The following is an 18,148-nucleotide window of genomic DNA, read 5'->3' as shown; positions in this document are numbered from 1 at the left end:
AAGACTCTAGGGCGCCTGCTGCCAGCCTAGAAAGGGAGCTAATAGGTTGTAGACATGGGAGTTTTCAAGAATTTGAAAGGGTCCGAAATTGCGTTAAAGAACTGGCCATGGTCCATGTTCCAAGGGCGACGGCATTGGCTACCATCCTTGCCCAGCTCTCCATAAGGTGTACTTTTTGCGGCCATAGGGCAGCCTGATTGTACGCTGCTATAACCCCCCCACGCGTAGCCGATTGGCGATGGTTCAAGAGTGCGTCCACCGCGCTAGCGTCACCTATGCCGTGATCCGCAAGAACTGTTGTGAAGGTTCGCCGCAGGTTGTGAAAGTTAAAGTCGACCACACCGGAACCGGCGCGGATCTTTTTTGTCAATGCAGACCAAGACTTGAAGGTCTTGCCAACCTGGCACATAGGAAAAATGCGAAGATCTGCAGAGGTGCCAGTCCCAATAAGCAGGCTTTTTGCGTTACTTGGGACAGGCATCGAGAAAGGGTCGCCGTTCTTCGTGCGTTTGCCTGAAAGGCTCAGCCGGTTATTGGCAGTATTCACTTCACTCTCCACAAGCTCACAGAGTTCGCCAAAGCGCAACGGCAGCAAAATGCAAGCACGTAGGAAGCGGAGCTGTACGTCAGACAATCCTGTCGTGTTCCACAAAGCTTGGATCTCATTGGCTGTGTAAAAGCGGGTCCGAGGGGCAGGCGGCTTGGGCCGCAACCTCTTTGGAACAGCCGTGCATGGGTTCAGATCAACCGCCTGGTGGGCGAGGAGGTCATCGAAGAAGCGGTTGAGTGAGCCGTAACGGTGGACCGCGCAAGCTCGCCCGCTGTTGTGTGACAGCATCCTCAAGACGTCAGCTACGGTCACGTCTGCAGGCGCGGTGTCTTCCACGTCCATCTCTTGAATTGCCAAGCGCAGTGCGCCGCTCTCCGTCGTTACATGCCGTTCAGTTCCTTTGACGCTGCGAACAATGTACGTCTCGGCAGCATCTTTCATTGTCGACTTGCGGGTCTCGGCCAGCGCCCTTGCGGCCTTTGCCTTCTTTTTCTCTTCAGCCGGGTCAAGGCCAGCGGACACATCAAGCTTGATGCGCTCGGCCTCTTTCCTGACTTCAGCAATACTGTGCGAAGTTGGCGTCCCAATCTTCAGGGATTGAGAGGCATGTTGCCGACCATCCGGCCTACGCCCCGTTGGCTTGTAGTGCAGATAGTAGGTGGCCGAGCGGGGGCCTACCCGAAGCTCAAGCCCGGCTACCACTGTATCACCAAGGCGTTGCGCCTTGTCCCGATTGGCCAAAGCTTTGGCGACGACGGCTTGAGTGAGTTTGACCTTGGTTGATTTTGCCATGAAACTTTCCGGATTATTTCCGGATAGAATCTGGCGCAACTTGGCCTTTCTTGGCAAGTCTTGTTCAGAGGGATTGTGTGTAATATGTTGTTATTGTGCAATTATTGTCCGAGTATGGCAGATCATGGCCGGTGCTGTCATTATCAAACAACTGACTTTTAATCAGTGGGTCGCAGGTTCGAATCCTGCACGGCTCACCACTTCCTCCCAAATCCACTGAAATAGATAAGCATCTGATCCCCTTCGGGGAATCGCGCCTGGACCGGCAGCTGCCGTGTTTTGCCCGGCGATAGGGAGCAGGCCCGCGGGCCTGCCCGTGTTCCCTTCAGCGCTGGCGCAGGATGCCAAGTCCCTTGCGGCGGACCAGCCGGCGGCCCTTGACCGCTTCGCGGAAGACGATCAGCAGACCGGCGCCGACGATCATCGACAGGCCGGTCCAGGTGGCCATGCCGGGCAGGCTGCCGAAGATCATCCAGCCCCAGAACACCGACCACGGCAGGTAGGTGTATTCAAACGGGGTGACCACCGAAGCCTCGGCCAGGCGGTAGGCTTGCGACAGGGCAAAGAAACCGATGCCGGAGATGCCGCCAAGCGCCAGCAGCAGCAGCCAGTCGCGCTGGCTGGGGGCGGCCCATTCGCGGTAGAGGAAGGCGAGGCTGGGGTGCGGGGATTCAGTCTGCAGGTTGGAGAAGATCAGACCGAGCACCGCGCCTGCGGTGATGAAGAACACCAGCGTGAACAGGGTCATCGAGCCGCCGTTGGTGCGTTTGCCCAGCTTGCGGGTGGTGATGATCGAGACCGCATAGGCAACGGCCGCGAGCAGGGCCAGGACGGCCGCGGGCTCGAACACGCCGGCGCCGGGCTGCACGATCACCAGCACGCCGGCCAGGCCGATGAAAACCGCAAACCAGCGGAACAGGCCGATCTTTTCACCCAGGAAGACGGTGGCCAGCATGGTCACGAAGATCGGGGTGGAGAAGGTGATGGCGGCGGTTTCAGCCAGGCCGATGGCGGCCAGCGCCATGTAGTAGACCAAGTAGGAGCTGAAGCCGGCAGCAGCCCGCAGGAGCTGCAGCGGGATCGAGCCTAGCCGCAGCGGCCAGAGGGTGCCGTCGAGCCAGGCAATGGTAGCCACGATTGGCAGCGCAAATACGCCGCGCCAGAACACGATCTGATGCACCGCATAGCCGCCGCTGAGGCTTTTGATGATCACGTCCTGAATCGGAAACAGAGTGGTGGCCAGAAGCAGGAACAAAATCCCGGCCACGGGCCGGGAATCGGGGGCGTCCTGCACCTGGGGTGCCTGCGGGGCAAATTCCGGTGTGTTTGCTTCTGTGACAGCCATCGCGCAACTCCTCGTGTTGGAGGAACAGGCTGCCTGAGAAGGCGGCGGCTTCTGGCGGAACTGCGACAAGAGCGTCGCTGGCAAGCGCATGGGTGTGAAAATTCAAACCGTTACCGAACTGAAGCGGGGTTTACAGGGGCTGGCTTTGCAGGTCTGAGTTGGGGGAAAGCCAGGCGAAAGGAGATATTCAGATGGGTGAGGCTCTGTTTGCATTGCCGCAGGCGCCGGTGATTCCGGTGCAGGGGGAAACTGCGGGCTATCCTGTGGGACGGGTTTTCTGTGTCGGGCGCAACTATGCAGCCCATGCCGCCGAGATGGGCAATGAAGTGGACCGGGAGGCGCCGTTCTATTTCACCAAGGCAGCGGTCAACGCGGTTCTGACAGACACAGTTGTGCCCTATCCGCCGGGGACCGAGAACTTCCATTACGAGATGGAGCTGGCGGTGGCCATTGGCGCGCCGGTCTTCCGGGCTTCGCCCGAGGCGGCGCAGGCTTCTGTCTTTGGCTATTGCTGCGCGCTGGACATGACGCGGCGCGATTTGCAGATCCGCGAGCGGCAGAAGCAGCGGCCCTGGGATCTGGGCAAGGATCTGGAGAATGGCACGGTGCTGGCACCGTTGACCCGGGCCGCGGACTGGGGCAGCCCTGCGGGGCAGCGGATCTGGCTGGAGGTGAACGGGGAGATCCGCCAGGATGCCTCGCTGGACGAGATGATTTGGTCTGTGGAGGAAATCATTTGCCACCTGTCCGGCTATTACCACCTGCGGCCTGGGGATGTGATTCTGACCGGAACACCGGCCGGGGTGGGGCCGGTGCAAGGCGGCAACCGCATGCGCGGCGGCATTGACGGGCTGGAACCGGTCGGGCTGTCCCTGACTGCTGCGGAATGACGCAAGGCGGGCGGCCGTCACGATTGTTGTTGCCATATGGCCGATTCGATATGTATCAATTTGGGTGTAAATGCGGGGAGCTTCGTAACATATAATCTTGTGAATTTGTCTGCAGACCTCATTTGCAGGCGTATTTCATGAGTGAAAAATGCATAATCTGCTGTTGATGGTTACAAATGCACCTAATAGCAGGGATGCAAGCGGTTCGTTAAATGAACCTGAGGCGGGGCTCTGACGGCGGAAACGGAAAGATTTTGGCCGGGTGACGCAGCAATGTTGCGCGAAGCGGGTGCCCGGCAAGTGAATAGGTCAAAGGGAGGACGACATGACCACTCGGAGAAAGCTACTGGGCGCGGTTGGCGCGGCAGCCGTCGCAGCGATGTGCGCGGCACCGGCATTTGCCCAGGACGTGACCCTGAAATTGCACCAGTTCCTGCCGGCGCAGGCAAATGTGCCGAAACTGATCCTGGATGTCTGGGCGGATAACGTCGAGGAGTCCTCGGGCGGGCGCATCAAGATCGACCGGTTCCCGTCGATGCAGCTGGGCGGCAAGCCGCCGGAGCTGATGGACCAGGCCATCGACGGCGTGGCGGACATCGTCTGGACCGTGGTCGGCTACACGCCCGGCCGCTACCCCTCGACCGAAGTGTTCGAACTGCCCTTCATGATGACCAATGCACGCGCGGTGTCGCATGCCTATTGGGAAATGTTCGACAAGCACATGAAGGACACCGAGTTCAAGGACGTGCATATCCTGGGCACCTGGGTGCACGGGCCGGGCATGATCCACACATCAGATCCGGTGGAAACGCCTGAAGATCTGGAAGGCATGAAGATTCGCGGCGGCGGCCGTTCGGTCAATGCGTTGCTGACCGAGCTGGGCGCAACCCCGGTTGGCATGCCGGTTCCGGCAATCCCGGAAGGCTTGTCCAAAGGCGTGATCGACGGCACCACCATCCCGTGGGAAGTGACCGCAGCGCTGAAGGTCCCGGAACTGGTGGAAAACCACACCGAATTCACCGGCAAGGCGCTTTATACGCTGACCTTCGTTCTGGCGATGAACAAAGAGAAATATGAAAGCCTGCCCGACAATCTGAAAAAGGCCATCGATGACAACTCCGGGCTGGAATTCTCGGTCTTTGCCGGCGGCACTCAGGCAGATTCCGACGGCCCTTCGCGCGAAATGGCGCTGGATCTGGGCAACACTGTCATCACCTTGGACGAAGAACAGACCGCCATCTGGCGTGAGCGTTCGCAGCCGATCTATGACAAGTGGATCGCCGATATGAACGAAAAGGGTATCGACGGTGCCGCGCTGATCGAAGAGGCCAGCGGGCTGATCGAGAAATACACGCCGCAGTACCAGTAACGCGGATTGACTGATATTGGTGAAGGGCCGCGCGGCATTGGCAGCGGCCCTTTGCATACCGGAATAAGGCAATAGAACCATGCACAAGCTCATGATGCGGCTGGCCAAGGCCATGGCCTACCTGGGCGGTGCGGTCCTCACTCTCCTGATCATTCTGACATGTGTCTCGATCGCCGGACGGCTGCTGAACGGCGTCTTCCATGGCGATCTGATGGAGCGGATTGCACCTGGGTTTTCGAAATGGATGACGGGCTGGATCGGACCGGTCAACGGCGACTTTGAGCTGGTCGAGGCGGGCGTGGCCTTTGCCATCTTCGCGTTCCTGCCGCTGTGCCAGATCACCGCGGGCCATGCTTCGGTCGATGTGGTGGCAAACGCCTTTCCGCGCGGGGTGAAGCGGTTCCTGCGGATGGTGACCGAACTTATCTTTGCCGCTGTGCTGGTGCTGATTGCCTGGCGGCTGGGGGCAGGGCTTGCCGGCAAATATTCCAATGGCGAGACCTCCTTCCTGCTCGAATTTCCGATCTGGTGGGCCTATGCGATCAGCATGGTGGCGGCGGTCGTGGCAGCCATTGTGGGCATCTACATGGGTGCGGTGCGCACCCTTGAATTCTTTACCGGCCGGATCCTGATCTGGGACGGCGTGGAGGGCGAACAGTGACGGCTCTTGAAATTGGCATCGCCTCCTTTCCGGTCCTGATGCTGCTGATTTTCCTGCGGGTGCCGATCGGGCTTTCGATGTTCCTGGTCGGGCTTGGCGGGCTGATCTGGGTCACGGATGGCACCCAGGTGGCATTCGGGCGGCTGAAAAGCGAGACCTATACGACCTTCTCTTCCTATTCGCTGACCATTGTGCCGATGTTCCTGCTGATGGGGCATTTCGCAACGCTGGGCGGCATGTCCACGGCGCTGTTCAAGGCCGCCGAGGGATTCCTGGGGCACCGCAAGGGCGGCGTGGCGATGGCTTCGATCGGCGCTTGCGCGGGTTTTGGCGCGATCTGCGGGTCGTCGCTGGCCACTGCGGCCACCATGGGCCGGGTGGCGTTGCCGGAGCTGAAGCAATACGGCTATGCCGGCGGTTTCTCTACCGCAACGCTGGCAGCAGGCGGAACGCTGGGTATCCTGATCCCGCCCTCGGTGGTGCTGGTGATTTATGCCATCCTGACCGAGCAGAACATCGCCAAGCTGTTCCTGTCGGCCTTCATCCCCGGCCTGCTGGCGGCCCTGGGTTATGTGATTGCAATTTCTATCTACGTCCGCCTGTTCCCGGAAAGCGCGGGCACCCGCCCGCCGGTTCCGATGCGCGAACGCTTTGCAGCGCTGTTCCATGTCTGGCCCGTGCTGCTGGTCTTTGGCCTGGTGGTGGGCGGCATCTATCTCGGCTGGTTCACCCCGACCGAGGGCGCGGCCGTAGGTGCCTTTGGCACCGGGTTGATTGCCTGGCTAAACGGCGGGCTCACCCGTGAAACCCTGGGTGAGAGTTTCATGGTCACGGCGCGCTCCACCGCGATGATCTTCTTCATCGTGCTGGGGGCGGGCTTCTACAACGGCTTTCTTGCGCTGACCAAGGTACCGCAGGAACTGGCGGATTTTGTGGTCAGCCAGGGTCTCAGCCCCTGGGTGGTGCTGGCGCTGATCCTCGCCTTCTATCTGGTGTTCGGATGCCTGATGGACTCGCTGTCGATGATCCTGCTGACCATCCCGATCTTCTTCCCGGTGATCTCGGCGATGGATTTCGGCCTGCTGTCGCTGCCCGCAATGCAGGCGGACGCGGCAATGGAGGTGCTGAAGGCAGGCGTGCCCGAGGGTATGGGGGCCGAAATGCTGGCCTCGATACAGGACGCCATAGCCGCCGGTGCTGAACTGACCCGTGAGCAGATGAAGGAACTGGGCATCCGGGTGACTGAGGGCCGGGTGAACCGGATCGAGGCGGAATATGTCGCCATCTGGTTCGGCGTGCTGGTTCTGATCGTGGTGGAGGTCGGCTTGATCACCCCGCCGGTCGGCATGAATTTGTTCATCATCAATGCGATGGACCGCAAGACCAAGATGATCGATACCTATAAGGCGGTGATGTTCTTTGTCGCCTCCGACATCATCCGGGTGATAATCTTGGTCGCTTTTCCGGTCATCACGCTGCTGCCCCTGATGCTGACGCAGTAAGACTGACCGCCCTTCCCGCGATGCCGGGGAGGGCACATGTTTTCCAGTGCAGGAAATGGAAATATTTTGTGACACAGGCTCTGATTGACCTGAATCACAATTTGAGGTTCCGATAATCCGACCGAATTGCAGAAAATGGGGAGACCCGCCATGCAGATCAGCCGCAGCAAAGCCTCTGCGCCGAAAGTTCAGGCGCTGGCAACGGAAGTGTCCGGGTTGCAGGGGCCTTGTGTCGGCTGCACAAATTGCGTCGGGCTTTGCGATGCGCTGATTGAAGCGCTGATGCTGCCCGACCTGATCCTCTCCCGCAAGCGCGGCAATACCTGACGCTGCGGCTCTGGCCGTTATTGCCATTTGATGCCGCCGGCCCGCACCGGTAGGATACCCGCGCAGGTTTCATGCGGAGCGGTCAACAATGGCAGTGCAGGACAGTTTCATCCACGAAATCCGCGTGGGCTGGGGCGATTGCGACCCGGCGCGGATTGCCTATACCGGGCGGCTGCCGGCCTTTGCGCTGGAGGCAATCGACGCCTGGTGGGAGCATCACCTGAATGGTGACGGCTGGTATCAGATGGAACTGGACCGCGGCACCGGCACGCCGTTTGTGCATATGAGTATCGATTTTCGGTCGCCCGTAACGCCCCGTCACCGGTTAATGTGCGAGGTTTGGCCGTCGGCATTGGGCGGCAAGTCAGTCACCTTCCGGGTGGCCGCACGGCAGGATGGCAAGCTGTGTTTCGAGGGAAAGTTTGTTTGCGTATTCATTGCGCCTGAGACGTTTACGGCCAAATCAGCGCCGCAGGACTACCGTCACGTGATTGAGGCGCGGCTGCAGCCGGACTGAAACCGGCTAGCGCAGCCAGCCGTCTGCAAAACTCACGCTGCTTAGGCCGGCAAACCGCGCCACCCGGTGCAGCTCCGCGTCAAGCCGTGCTGTGCGGGCTGCTGACCACCTTACGTTCTGCTCCGGCCAAACGGCGGCCACGCGCAACAGATCTGCATCGCGGTCCGCTTTCATGTCTATGCGGCCCACCAGCCGTGTGCCTTCCATCAGGGGAAAGACGTAGTAGCCGTACTGCCGTTTTGCGGCCGGGGTGAAGACTTCGATCCGGTAGTGAAAGCCAAACAGCCGTTCCGCCCGATTGCGGTCGCGCAGCGCAGGGTCAAAGGGGCTGAGCACCCGCATCCGTCCCGGCGCCGGGCCAAGCTCTGCAGCGGCCTCAACCGTGCCTGGGCGGGCAAACACTTTGCGCAGCTTTCCGTCTGATTGCGTGATTTCGATTTCTTCCAATTCACCCAGGCGCAGTTGTTCCGCGCACCAAGTCCTGGCTTCGGCCGGAGAAGCCGTGTCCCAGAAAGCCGCAATTTCACCGGATGTCGCAAATCCCAGCCGGTCCAGCGCGGCGGAACAGAGCCAGCGGACGGTAGCCGTTTCATCGCAGGAAAGAGTGCCGGGACAGAGAGGCGCCTCGATTACCCGCTCTGTCAGATCATAGCGTTTCTGGAAACCCTGACGCCCGACCACGGTCAAAGCGCCGGAGCGCCAGAGAAACTCAAGCGCGGTCTTGGAGGGGTGCCAGTCCCACCAGCCGCCTGATCCTTTCTTCTCATCCTTGCCGACGTCGGAAGAGCTGACCGGGCCATGGTCGCGGACGTAATTCAGCACGGCTTCGAACCGCGCCTCAAATCCGTCCCGGCGCCAATTGCGCCAGCGTTTGCGCAGCAGGCCGGCGTCGCGCTGAAACCGAAGATGCCAATGCGGAAAGAACGCCATGGGGATCACAGCGGCATCATGGGTCCAGTGCTCAAACAGCTTTTTGTCGCGTTCATAGAGCTGCTTGAGATGCTTGGCGCGGTATCCTGGCCGGCGGGAATAGAGGATGACATCATGCGCCCGCGCCACAGTATTGATGCTGTCCAGCTGCACGAAACCAAGCCGCTCGATCAGCGCTAGCAGATCGGAGCCCTTGGCTGGCCCCGAGGGCTGTTCCAGCAGCGCATGGCGTTCCAGGAAAAGCCGGCGCGCATCTTGATTGCCAAGCCTTTGAAGCGCCATCAGCGCCGTTTCAGCGTGTCGCCGTAAGCGATGGTCGGGGTCAGAGTGACATGTTTCTCGATGTCAGCCTCCGGATCTTCAAGCTGGGCGGCGATGATCTCTGCTGCCTTGCGGCCAATCTCCAGGCGGCAGGCGTCCATTGTAGCCAGCTTGCGGGGGAGGCCTTGCAGCAATTCAACACCGTTGAACCCGGCCAGGCCGATCTGGCCTGGAACGCTGATGCCCTGCTCCTGCAGAAACAGCAAGCCGCCCGCGCCAATCATATCATTGGAATAATAAAGAAAATCCAGTTCTGGGGAACGCTCCAGCATGGCTTGGGTCATCTCTCGCCCCTTGGCAAGCGCCGAACCGCCAGAATAGAACTCCCTGTCCTCGATCTCCACGCCTTCCTTGGCCAGAACCTCTGTGAAGCCTTCAAACCGTTTGCGCGCCCGGTGGTCGAGCGGCATTTTCGTACCCATGAATCCGATATGCCGGTAGCCGGCCTTGAGAATCGCCTTGGCCATCTCCCTGCCCGCACGGCGGTGGGAGATGCCGACCATCGCATCCACCGGCTTGCCGTCTGTGTCCATGATCTCAACCACCGGGATGCCGGCGCTGCTGAGCATCGCACGCGCGGCGTCAGTGTGTTCCAGGCCCGCGATGATCACCCCGGAAGGGCGCCAAGACAGCATCTCGTAGAGCACTTTTTCTTCTTTTTCGGGCTGATAGTCGGTCACGCCAACCACAGGTTGAAGCTCCGTGTTCTCCAGCACCTTGTTAATGCCGGTAAGCACTTCGGGGAACACCATGTTCGACAAGGACGGGATGATCACTGCCACCAGGTTCACCCGGTTCGACGCCAATGCACCCGCAATCTTGTTGGGCACATAGCCGAGTTCCTTGGCCGCGGTCAGCACCTTGGTGCGGGTCTTCTCGGAAACGTCCCCGCGGTTGCGCAGCACGCGGCTCACAGTCATTTCTGAAACACCGGTTGCTTCGGATACGTCGCGAAGGGTGAGCGGGCGCTTGCTGTCCGTGGTCACGTTCCTGAGCCTCTTGTTACTGCTGTCTTCAGGTTAGCGCAGACATCTGTTGCTGCACAATGGAAACTGCGCGCGGCAAATCGGCTTTTGGCCGCCCCCATCCCATTGTGATCGCAGGAGGGATTTGCTATCGCGTTAATACGCACGGCCCCGTGGCTCAACTGGATAGAGCAGCCCCCTCCTAAGGGGCAGGTTGCAGGTTCGAATCCTGCCGGGGTCGCCAGTAGCTCCTGAAAGCATTTTCCTTTCAACGCCTTGCATGGCTTGACGCAGAACGCGGGCTGTTACGCCGCCATCTGGGGTACGATGCAGTTTCTCCATTGCTGAAACTTCATCTGTTCGTACCTTGGCAGGGAGAAATACAATTTCAGGGTGTTTTTTCAATCTCTCCGGATGATGCGGCTCAGTCCGATGCGGGCCAGGCTGAAAGGGAGCCAGTGCCAAGCGCGGTTTCTGGCACATGAACTGCCAGCCCGCCGGCATTTATCTGATGGGAGACTGAAATGACTGTTTATCTGAAAGAAATGCTGTCCCGCCTGCGCCGCGACGAGCGTGGAGTGACGCTGGTTGAGTACGGCATTGCAATTGCGCTGGCTGTTGCATTGGGAACGGCGGCGCTGACTGATCTCGGCGATGAAATCGAAGATGGCATGGTGGCCGCAGGCGCCGAAATGCCGGACTCCGGTACCCCCTGATAGGGGATTGGATACTCGGCCGCGCAGGGTCAACAGCTGGTATCAAACCCTGCGCTGCCGAACAGCAGCCCGGCCGAAGGCACAGAACAACACTGGACCCCGCCGCTAGGCAAACCGGTGAAGCAGCCATCCGCTGACCAAGCTTCAGCAGATCACTGATGGAAGGAAACATGGCATGAATATTCCGTCACTTTTGAGCATGATTTCCGGACTCGCCCTGGCTGGAGGCTCGGCTTATGTCGCCAAGGACTATATTGACGGGCAGAATGCGGCCCGCACGGCCGCCGGGCCGGAACTTGTCGAAGTTGTTGTTGCCTCGCATGATATTGCTTTCGGCACGGTGATCACGGCCCAGTCCCTGACCACCATCGCCTGGCCGGCCCAGGCGCAGCCGGCGGGAACATTCACCGGATTTGATGCTTTGCTGCCGGATGCAGGCCAGCCGCCACGCCGGGCACGCCGCCCCATCGCTCAGGGTGAATTGATCCGCGCGTCGAAGATTTCCAAGTTCGGGGAAAAGGTGACCATTGTTCAGGCCCTAAGCCCGAACCACAGGGCGATGGCAATCAAGGTCAGCGCCGAAACCGCTGTGGGCGGATTTGTTACACCGGGTGATCACGTTGATATTCTGCTGACGCAAGGCCGGGGAACGGATCTTAAAACAGTAACCATCCTGCAAAACGCGAGAGTGATTGGTGTGGATCAGGATGCCAATGAGGAATCCGAGGCCCCTGGCGTGGCCCGCACCGTTACTGTCGAAGTTACACCGGAGGAGGGCCAGAGGCTGGCATTGGCACAGCGGGCTGGCACGCTAAGCCTGACCCTGCGGACCCTGGATGCGCCTGATGAGGACGTGCCGCTGGAGTCCATTGGCCTGCGCGATGTTCTGCGCAACCCTGCACCGCTGAGCGCGGACAAGCCGGTGCGAAAAACCGTCCTCATCCGGCGTGGCACCGAAGTGTCCGAAACTGAGATCCGCTGAAACCTGCCGCATTTTGGGAGATGAGCAGCCATGCCCCGGACATCCCGCACACGAGAATTCATCGCCAGTGAGAGTGGCGCCATGCTTGTCACTTGGGGGCTGAGCTTTGCAGTGCTCCTTGGCATCGCCGCAATGTCATTCGATCTGGGCCGGACCGGCATCACGCGAAGCGAACTGCAAGCCTTCACCGATAATGTCGCCCTGGCGGCCGCTGGGGAATTGGACGGAAATTCTGATTCGATTACCCGCGCCCGTGCCGCCGCAGCCAATCTGATCAGCGACCGGAAGACCTTCGGCTCAGGAGGCAGCGTGTTGAGCGGGGATACCGATTACGTACTCACATTTTTTACCGAGCTGCCAAGTGATGACACAGCGGCGCTTACGGCCGTCACCGCGGATCCTGCGGAGGCTGTTTTTGTGCGCGCTGAGGCCGTTCCAAGCACGGTGGGTGCCACGTTAGGCGCCGCCTTTGCCGCACTTGCAGGAACCACCCGACCGAATGAGCAGGCGCGGGCGTCCTCGGTTGCGGGATTCACTCAATATGCCTGCGACATTACTCCTTTGATGTTTTGTATCCCGCCAGGGTTTTCAGCTGATGCCAGTATCGGGGAAATGATCTTGTTGCGCTCTGGCGGCAACGGCGCGGCTTGGGGGCCGGGTGACTTCGGCTTTCTTGATCCGGCCAAGGTGCTGGTGGATGACGAGGGCCCGTGCGCTGGTCTGAACGGAGCGCAATTGGATGCTTGCCTGCTTGGCGCTGAGGGCACCATTACCCAGTGCTTTAATCAGCGGGGCGTGGATATCGAGCCAGGCCAAAAGGTCGGAATCCGTGATGCGGTCTTCAATGTCCGCTTTGACATTTATAAAGCGATTATGAACGGCAAGCGGAATGATCCCGATTACCGGCCGGCGCCCAATGTCATCAAGGGGATCGTGCCAAAGGGCGGCGGGAGCTGCATCAAAGGGAAAGAGCAGGTTTCCCCTGACACGGTCGGCCTGCCTCGGGATGACTGCTTTGGCACCGGCGGATGCTCCCGCTTCGGGGACGGTATATGGACGGCAGGCCGGACTGAATATGTCGATATTAACTACGGCGGGGTTGATCCGCATCCCGGCGCAGCAACCCGGTTTGAATATTATCAGGCGGAAATCAACGCAGCGGGCGGTCCGGGCAGCAGTGCTGACATTCTGAGTGGCTTGGCCGAAACTGGGCGGCCAATCTGTGCACCAAGCCAGAGCGTGGACAAGAACCGGCGCGTGGTCATTGCTGCGGGCGTGGACTGTGCAGCGAATCCCGTTAACGGCTCAGCCACTGACGTGCCGGTCGAGGAATTCGTGAAGGTGTTTCTGACCGAACCAGTTGGTGACGACGGCGCGTCGCCACCGACCCTGGATATCTGGGGTGAAGTTGTCGGCAGTGCGGGGGGCGGTTCCGGAGGTACCGGAAATGCAGGCGTCTTCCGCGATGTAGTTCAGCTGTACCGGTGAAAATGATGCTGAGCCGGGGACATATCAAAAGCAGAATAGCGGTCTTTCGCCGGGAAGATTATGGCGCGGTCCTGGTGGAGTTCGCGCTGATGCTGCCCATGATGCTGCTGATTTTCGCCGTTATCATTGAGGGCGGCAGAATGATGTGGGCCTATCAGGCCGCGGTTTCCGGTGTGCGTGACGCCGCCCGGTATCTGGCGCGGGTCGCGCCTCAGGATATTTGCAGCTCTGGCGGGTCTGTTGCCGGCTACACGCCACAGCTGACCAGCATCGTGCAGCAGAGTATTCAAGAAACTGCGCTGTTTCCGCCGGGCTTGGCAGTGACGTCTGTCACGCCAGCCCTGACCTGTCACGCTGGCAGTTACAGGGTTTCTCCATCTCCAGTCGTGGAAGTCAGGGCCAGCCTATCAATGACATTCCCGTTTGCAGGCATCTTTGCGCTGAATGGTGGCAGCTTGCCTGGCATCACCACCTTTGTTGCCGATCAAAGCAGGGTGTTTGGCACGTGAAAAGCTTTACGAGGGCATATGCGGCACTGCGCCGGTTCCGCCAGGATCAGGGCGGTGCCTCTCTGGTGGAACTTGGGGTAACTATGCCGCTGTTCCTGCTATTGTTCATGGGGATTATCGACTTTGGCAGAATGGCATTCCACTATGTGGTGGCCGAACGCGCGATGAATGTCGCTGCGCGGGTGGCAGCGGTACGTCCGCCCGCCTGTGCCGGAGTCCCGGAAATTCATGAGCGCGATCCAGCCGCCAGCGGAACGCTGCCCAGCTTTGGAACGTCGTGCCGGGCTGGACCTGACGTCTGTTATGATGCTGGAACAGTGACGTGCGCTGGCTTGGCCGCCAGTTCGACAGCGACTGAAATCTGGCAGCTGGTGCGCGGGGCTATGCCGCCGGGCGCTACGATCTCTGCGCTCTCCTTTAGCTACAGTTATGACCAGAATCTCGGGTTTCTGGGTGGCCCTTATGTGCCTGTTGTCACTGTTGAGCTGCGGAACCAGTCGTTTGAGTTTGTATCGCCTTTGGGACGGCTGGCAGCGCTGGCGGGCGCCTCTGCGGATCCATCCCTGGGGGCGGATGTGCCGTTTCCGCCGATGAGTGTTTCCTTGCCGGCTGAGGACCTGGCGCTAGGGCAAAGCGGTTGAGGCATAGCAGAAAGGAGTTGCCGATGCAGGATGAAGGTACTTCCATCGTTGTGGTCTCGAATGATCCGGCGCTTAGCACGCTGGTCACAAGCGTGGCGCAGTTCCGACCAGGGACCGGGGTAAAGAAGTGCATCGCGGAGCTGAGCGAAATCAACGGTACTGCTCTGGAATTGGCGCAGGAAAACGACCTGGTGATCTTCCGGGTTGGCGAAAGTGCCAAAAGAGATGCTGCGGCAGTAAGAGGAATTTTGGACCGCACAGGCGGCGGGGCACTCTTCCTGGCGCTGGCAGACGCGAACATGCCCTTTTCGGAACTCCGCAGACTGGCTGACGCCGGGGTTGATGATGTCTTGCCGGACACGGTCTCGCCGGATGAACTGTCCAAGTCCATTCGGAATTGCCTGAATAGGGTGAAGCCTGTGAATGGCGAGGTGAATGAGCGTGGTTCACGCGAGGGGATGGTGGTCCCGGTCAGCCAGTCTGGCGGCGGGGCGGGTGCGACGACCCTGGCAGTGAACTTGGCAGATTGCCTGACCCGCCGACGCGGGCTGCGTGTCAAGGAAGCCGAATTCCGAGTGGCCTTGGTAGATCTTGACCTTCAGTTCGGGACCATCGGGAGCTTTCTGGATCTGCAACCGAACCGCTGCCTTTATGAACTGGCCAGCGAAGGGTTTATCCCGGACCAAGTATTCTTGGAGCAATCCATGACCGAAGCCCAGCCGGGCTTGTGGGTGCTGGCCGCACCCTTAGAAATCGCGCCCTTGCATGCCTTGCAGCCGGAGCAGATTAAGACCCTGATCGCGCATTTGCGCAATAAGTTTGATTTTGTTGTGCTCGATTTGCCCCGGGCGGTGGCGGAATGGCTGACGCCCGTATTGGAAGCCAGCGAACGGCTGCTCATGGTGACGGGCAGTTCTGTCCCGTCGATATGCCAGGCGCGGCGATTGCTCGACTTTTACGGCGAAACCAGCATGCGTTTGCAGGCCGATATTGTGATCAGCCGGGAAAGCAAACCCTTGTTTTCTGCCAGTCATCACAAGGAAGCTTCCAAGCTGCTCCAAAGGCCGTTCAAGTACTGGCTGCCAAACGATCCTTCGGCGGCTGGCGCGGCTGCTGACAGCGGCGTGCCATTGTCTTCAGCTGCCAAGCGATCGGGTTTGACAAAGGCAATCCGGCGCATGGCCGAGGAGTTGATCGAAACCCGGAACGCCCGCCCGCCGGCGGAGCAGGCCACGCATAGAAAGGCGGTTTGAGATGTTCAGGAACTTTGGCAAACGGACAAAATCCGCCGGCGATGCGGAGACGGTTGTTTCCCTTTGGCCCCAGACGGAGGAGGCGGCATCTCCTTTGGAAGCGGAACTTCCTGTTGAAGATCTGAAACTGATTGCGTTTCTGGAACTCAAGAGCCGGATGCATGAAGCCTTGATTGAGCGCCTGAATCTTGCTGTGATCGACAAGGTTGAGGCAGAGGAGCTGCGCCGGGAAGTTGCCCAGCTTGTCAGCGACGTATTGGCGGAGGAAAACAATCCGCTGCGCGCGGATGAATTCCGCCGCCTGGTGGATGAACTCATTGACGAAGTGCTGGGGCTCGGGCCGCTGGAGCCGCTTTTGGCGGACCCGGGTGTGAATGACATTCTGGTCAATGGCCATAAGACTGTGTTTGTCGAGCGGGGCGGGGTGCTGGAGCAGACCGGAGTGCGGTTCCGCGACGAGAAGCATCTGTTGCGGATTATCGATAAAGTCGTCTCCCGTGTCGGGCGCCGGGTTGATGAAAGCAACCCGTGGGTAGATGCGCGGCTGGAAGACGGCAGCAGGGTCAATGCAATCATCCGCCCCTGCGCAATTGACGGGCCGTCCCTGTCGATCCGCAAGTTTGCGCGTGATCCTCTGACGCTGGAAAAACTGGTTGCGAACAAGGCGATGAATGGCCGGGCTGCAGCCTTTTTGCAGGCGCTGGTAGAGGCGCGGATGAACATCCTGATCTCTGGCGGGACTGGTTCAGGCAAGACCACCATGCTGAACGCGATCTCCGCAGGCATCGATCCGCGGTCGCGAATTGTGACCATCGAAGATGCGGCAGAGCTGCAGCTTCAGCAAGCGCATGTTGTTCGGCTGGAGACGCGGCCGCCGAACCCTTCCGGCGGCGGCGCCGTGAGCCAAAGGGATCTTGTCCGCAATGCCCTGCGGATGCGCCCGGACCGCATCATAGTGGGCGAAGTGCGGGGTGCAGAAACCTTCGACATGCTCCAGGCAATGAACACTGGTCATGACGGGTCAATGACCACCGTTCATGCAAACTCTGCCCGGGATGCGCTGGGCCGGATCGAGCAGATGGTTTCGATGATGGGCATGGAGCTGCCGTTGGCAGCGATCCGTTCTCAAATCGCGTCTGGTCTTCAGTTCATCGTGCAGCTTGCCCGGATGGCAGACGGTCAGCGGCGGGTGGTCAGCATTTCTGAGCTCACCGGGCTTGAGGGGGAGGTCATCACGATGCAGGACATTTTTGTGTTCCGAAGGCTCGGCAAAACCCCGGAGGGCGGAATCGCAGGCGAGTTCCTTGCCACGGGTATTCGGCCGCAATGTGCGGGGCTGCTTAAATCAGCAGGCGCTGGCCTCGACGCGAACATGTTTCTGCCGGAGGGAGCGTGAATGTACCAGGATCTCTTGAGCGCTTTTGCAGGATGGAATGGGTATCTGGGCGGGTATGCCATCTATTGCGGGGTTGCCGTGGGTGTGCTGCTTGCAGTGTCCGGGCTTAAACAAATCCTAAGCCGGAAAGCCAGCGCAGAAGCGATGCGCAGCCGCCGGTTGAAGATGATCGCACAGGGCCGCAGCGGGGCCGAGCGGCTTGCGCTCCTGAAACCGCCTTCCTCCAAGGCTGGATGGCTCCGTTTGCCTGTCGTGGGGCAACTGCCGAAGCTCCTTCTTCAGGCAGGCTTGCCATTCGGCGCCGGGGTGTTCCTGAGCGGCTGCGCTGCGCTGACCCTGATTTTCTGTCTGGCTGCGGTTTCCTTTGCGGGTCCGTTGGCAGGCATTGCAATAGGTGTAAGCGGAGGACTTGGGATTCCGGTCGCCTTGGTTATTAATCAGCGGCAGAAACAGTTGGAAAAGCTGATGCACCAATTGCCGGACGCGCTGGAAATGATGGCGCGGGGGTTAAAGGTCGGCCATCCGCTGAACAACTCCATAGATATAGCCGCCCGTGAAATGCCGGACCCGGTGGGGACGGAGCTGGGGGTTATCTTTGACCAAGTGACTTTCGGGGAAGACTTACCAGATGCCGTACAGGAGTTCGCGGACCGGGCGGGGCTTGAGGACGCCAAATATTTGGCTGCCAGCATTGGGATCCAGCATGGAACCGGTAGTGATCTGTCCGTAATGCTGGAAACCTTGGCGCGGGTCATCCGCAGCCGCATTGCGTTGCGCCGGAAAGTACACGCGCTGGCGTCCGAGGGGCGGTTGACGGCTTGGCTATTGTCGGCACTTCCGCTGGTCATTTTTGCGGCGGTTTCTGTCCTGACGCCCAGCTATTACTCGGGCGTGGCCGATGATCCGATGTTCCGCCCGATGATGGGCGGGATCATCCTGCTGACTGTTTTGAACGCTGCCGCGCTCAAGAAACTCGTCAGTTTCCGGATTTGAC

Annotated in this window: 18 protein-coding genes and 1 tRNA gene; 15 read left to right on the top strand and 4 right to left on the bottom strand. The window is 59.9% G+C overall.

The features are described from left to right. Positions 1 to 64: 64 nt before the first annotated feature. Complete coding sequence (locus tag ACXAEK_RS03875) at positions 65 to 1,381, bottom strand: tyrosine-type recombinase/integrase (RefSeq protein WP_475040020.1); 1,317 nt, start codon at positions 1,379 to 1,381, stop codon at positions 65 to 67. A gap of 286 nt (positions 1,382 to 1,667) precedes the next feature. Further along, positions 1,668 to 2,687, bottom strand: coding sequence for a DMT family transporter (locus ACXAEK_RS03870; protein ID WP_475040019.1), 1,020 nt, complete (start codon positions 2,685 to 2,687; stop codon positions 1,668 to 1,670). 191 nt (positions 2,688 to 2,878) lie between these two features. On the opposite strand from ACXAEK_RS03870, the gene ACXAEK_RS03865 reads away from it, so the two are divergent. The 6 genes from ACXAEK_RS03865 to ACXAEK_RS03840 all read left to right on the top strand — a co-directional run bounded on the left by ACXAEK_RS03865 (position 2,879) and on the right by ACXAEK_RS03840 (position 7,953). Continuing rightward, positions 2,879 to 3,577, top strand: coding sequence for a fumarylacetoacetate hydrolase family protein (locus ACXAEK_RS03865; protein ID WP_475040018.1), 699 nt, complete (start codon positions 2,879 to 2,881; stop codon positions 3,575 to 3,577). A 325-nt stretch (positions 3,578 to 3,902) separates the two neighbouring features. Continuing rightward, positions 3,903 to 4,946: a TRAP transporter substrate-binding protein gene (locus ACXAEK_RS03860; RefSeq protein ID WP_475040017.1), complete on the top strand. Its 1,044-nt coding sequence runs from the start codon at positions 3,903 to 3,905 to the stop codon at positions 4,944 to 4,946. A gap of 79 nt (positions 4,947 to 5,025) precedes the next feature. Next, a complete protein-coding gene (locus ACXAEK_RS03855) occupies positions 5,026 to 5,607 on the top strand; it encodes a TRAP transporter small permease (RefSeq protein WP_475040016.1) in 582 nt (193 codons plus the stop codon). Continuing rightward, on the top strand, positions 5,604 to 7,109 hold the full coding sequence (locus tag ACXAEK_RS03850; protein WP_475040015.1) for a TRAP transporter large permease: 1,506 nt from the start codon (positions 5,604 to 5,606) through the stop codon (positions 7,107 to 7,109). The genes ACXAEK_RS03855 and ACXAEK_RS03850 overlap by 4 nt, the downstream gene beginning before the upstream one ends. Positions 7,110 to 7,259: 150 nt before the next feature. Further along, entirely contained in the window at positions 7,260 to 7,436 is a 177-nt protein-coding gene (locus ACXAEK_RS03845) for a hypothetical protein (protein ID WP_475040014.1), read from the top strand. 88 nt (positions 7,437 to 7,524) lie between these two features. Beyond that, entirely contained in the window at positions 7,525 to 7,953 is a 429-nt protein-coding gene (locus ACXAEK_RS03840) for an acyl-CoA thioesterase (protein ID WP_475040013.1), read from the top strand. A gap of 6 nt (positions 7,954 to 7,959) precedes the next feature. Here ACXAEK_RS03840 and ACXAEK_RS03835 read toward each other — a convergent pair whose 3' ends face one another. Next, positions 7,960 to 9,165 carry a winged helix-turn-helix domain-containing protein gene (locus ACXAEK_RS03835; protein ID WP_475040012.1) on the bottom strand — a complete coding sequence of 402 codons (1,206 nt, stop codon included), beginning with the start codon at positions 9,163 to 9,165 and terminating at the stop codon, positions 7,960 to 7,962. Continuing rightward, positions 9,165 to 10,190, bottom strand: a complete 1,026-nt coding sequence (locus ACXAEK_RS03830; protein ID WP_475040011.1) for a LacI family DNA-binding transcriptional regulator — start codon at positions 10,188 to 10,190, stop codon at positions 9,165 to 9,167. The genes ACXAEK_RS03835 and ACXAEK_RS03830 overlap by 1 nt, the downstream gene beginning before the upstream one ends. Positions 10,191 to 10,336: 146 nt before the next feature. Here ACXAEK_RS03830 and ACXAEK_RS03825 point away from each other — a divergent pair. The 9 genes from ACXAEK_RS03825 (at position 10,337) to ACXAEK_RS03785 (ending at position 18,147) form a co-directional block, all read left to right on the top strand. Next, positions 10,337 to 10,413: transfer RNA gene (locus tag ACXAEK_RS03825), tRNA-Arg, on the top strand. Between the two features lie 280 nt (positions 10,414 to 10,693). Continuing rightward, positions 10,694 to 10,885: a Flp family type IVb pilin gene (locus ACXAEK_RS03820; protein WP_475040010.1), complete on the top strand. Its 192-nt coding sequence runs from the start codon at positions 10,694 to 10,696 to the stop codon at positions 10,883 to 10,885. A gap of 175 nt (positions 10,886 to 11,060) precedes the next feature. Next, on the top strand, positions 11,061 to 11,867 hold the full coding sequence (cpaB, locus tag ACXAEK_RS03815; protein ID WP_475040009.1) for a Flp pilus assembly protein CpaB: 807 nt from the start codon (positions 11,061 to 11,063) through the stop codon (positions 11,865 to 11,867). Between the two features lie 30 nt (positions 11,868 to 11,897). After that, positions 11,898 to 13,355 (top strand): TadE/TadG family type IV pilus assembly protein, encoded by a 1,458-nt coding sequence (locus tag ACXAEK_RS03810; protein ID WP_475040008.1) that lies wholly within the window; start codon positions 11,898 to 11,900, stop codon positions 13,353 to 13,355. Between the two features lie 2 nt (positions 13,356 to 13,357). Further along, positions 13,358 to 13,864: a TadE/TadG family type IV pilus assembly protein gene (locus ACXAEK_RS03805; RefSeq protein ID WP_475045178.1), complete on the top strand. Its 507-nt coding sequence runs from the start codon at positions 13,358 to 13,360 to the stop codon at positions 13,862 to 13,864. Further along, on the top strand, positions 13,861 to 14,505 hold the full coding sequence (locus tag ACXAEK_RS03800; RefSeq protein WP_475040007.1) for a TadE/TadG family type IV pilus assembly protein: 645 nt from the start codon (positions 13,861 to 13,863) through the stop codon (positions 14,503 to 14,505). Before ACXAEK_RS03805 ends, ACXAEK_RS03800 begins: the two co-directional genes overlap by 4 nt. Before the next feature lie 23 nt (positions 14,506 to 14,528). Continuing rightward, the gene (locus ACXAEK_RS03795; protein ID WP_475040006.1) at positions 14,529 to 15,758 is read left to right on the top strand and encodes a CpaE/TadZ family protein; all 1,230 of its coding nucleotides are present in this window, start codon (positions 14,529 to 14,531) and stop codon (positions 15,756 to 15,758) included. A gap of 94 nt (positions 15,759 to 15,852) precedes the next feature. Beyond that, positions 15,853 to 17,154, top strand: coding sequence for a CpaF family protein (locus ACXAEK_RS03790; protein ID WP_475040005.1), 1,302 nt, complete (start codon positions 15,853 to 15,855; stop codon positions 17,152 to 17,154). Further along, positions 17,155 to 18,147, top strand: a complete 993-nt coding sequence (locus tag ACXAEK_RS03785) for a type II secretion system F family protein (RefSeq protein WP_475040004.1) — start codon at positions 17,155 to 17,157, stop codon at positions 18,145 to 18,147. The last annotated feature ends 1 nt before the right edge of the window (position 18,148 follow it).

The sequence above is a fragment of the Leisingera sp. ABM4_101 genome (assembly GCF_056158725.1).
This window is presented reverse-complemented; position numbering and strand designations above follow the sequence as displayed.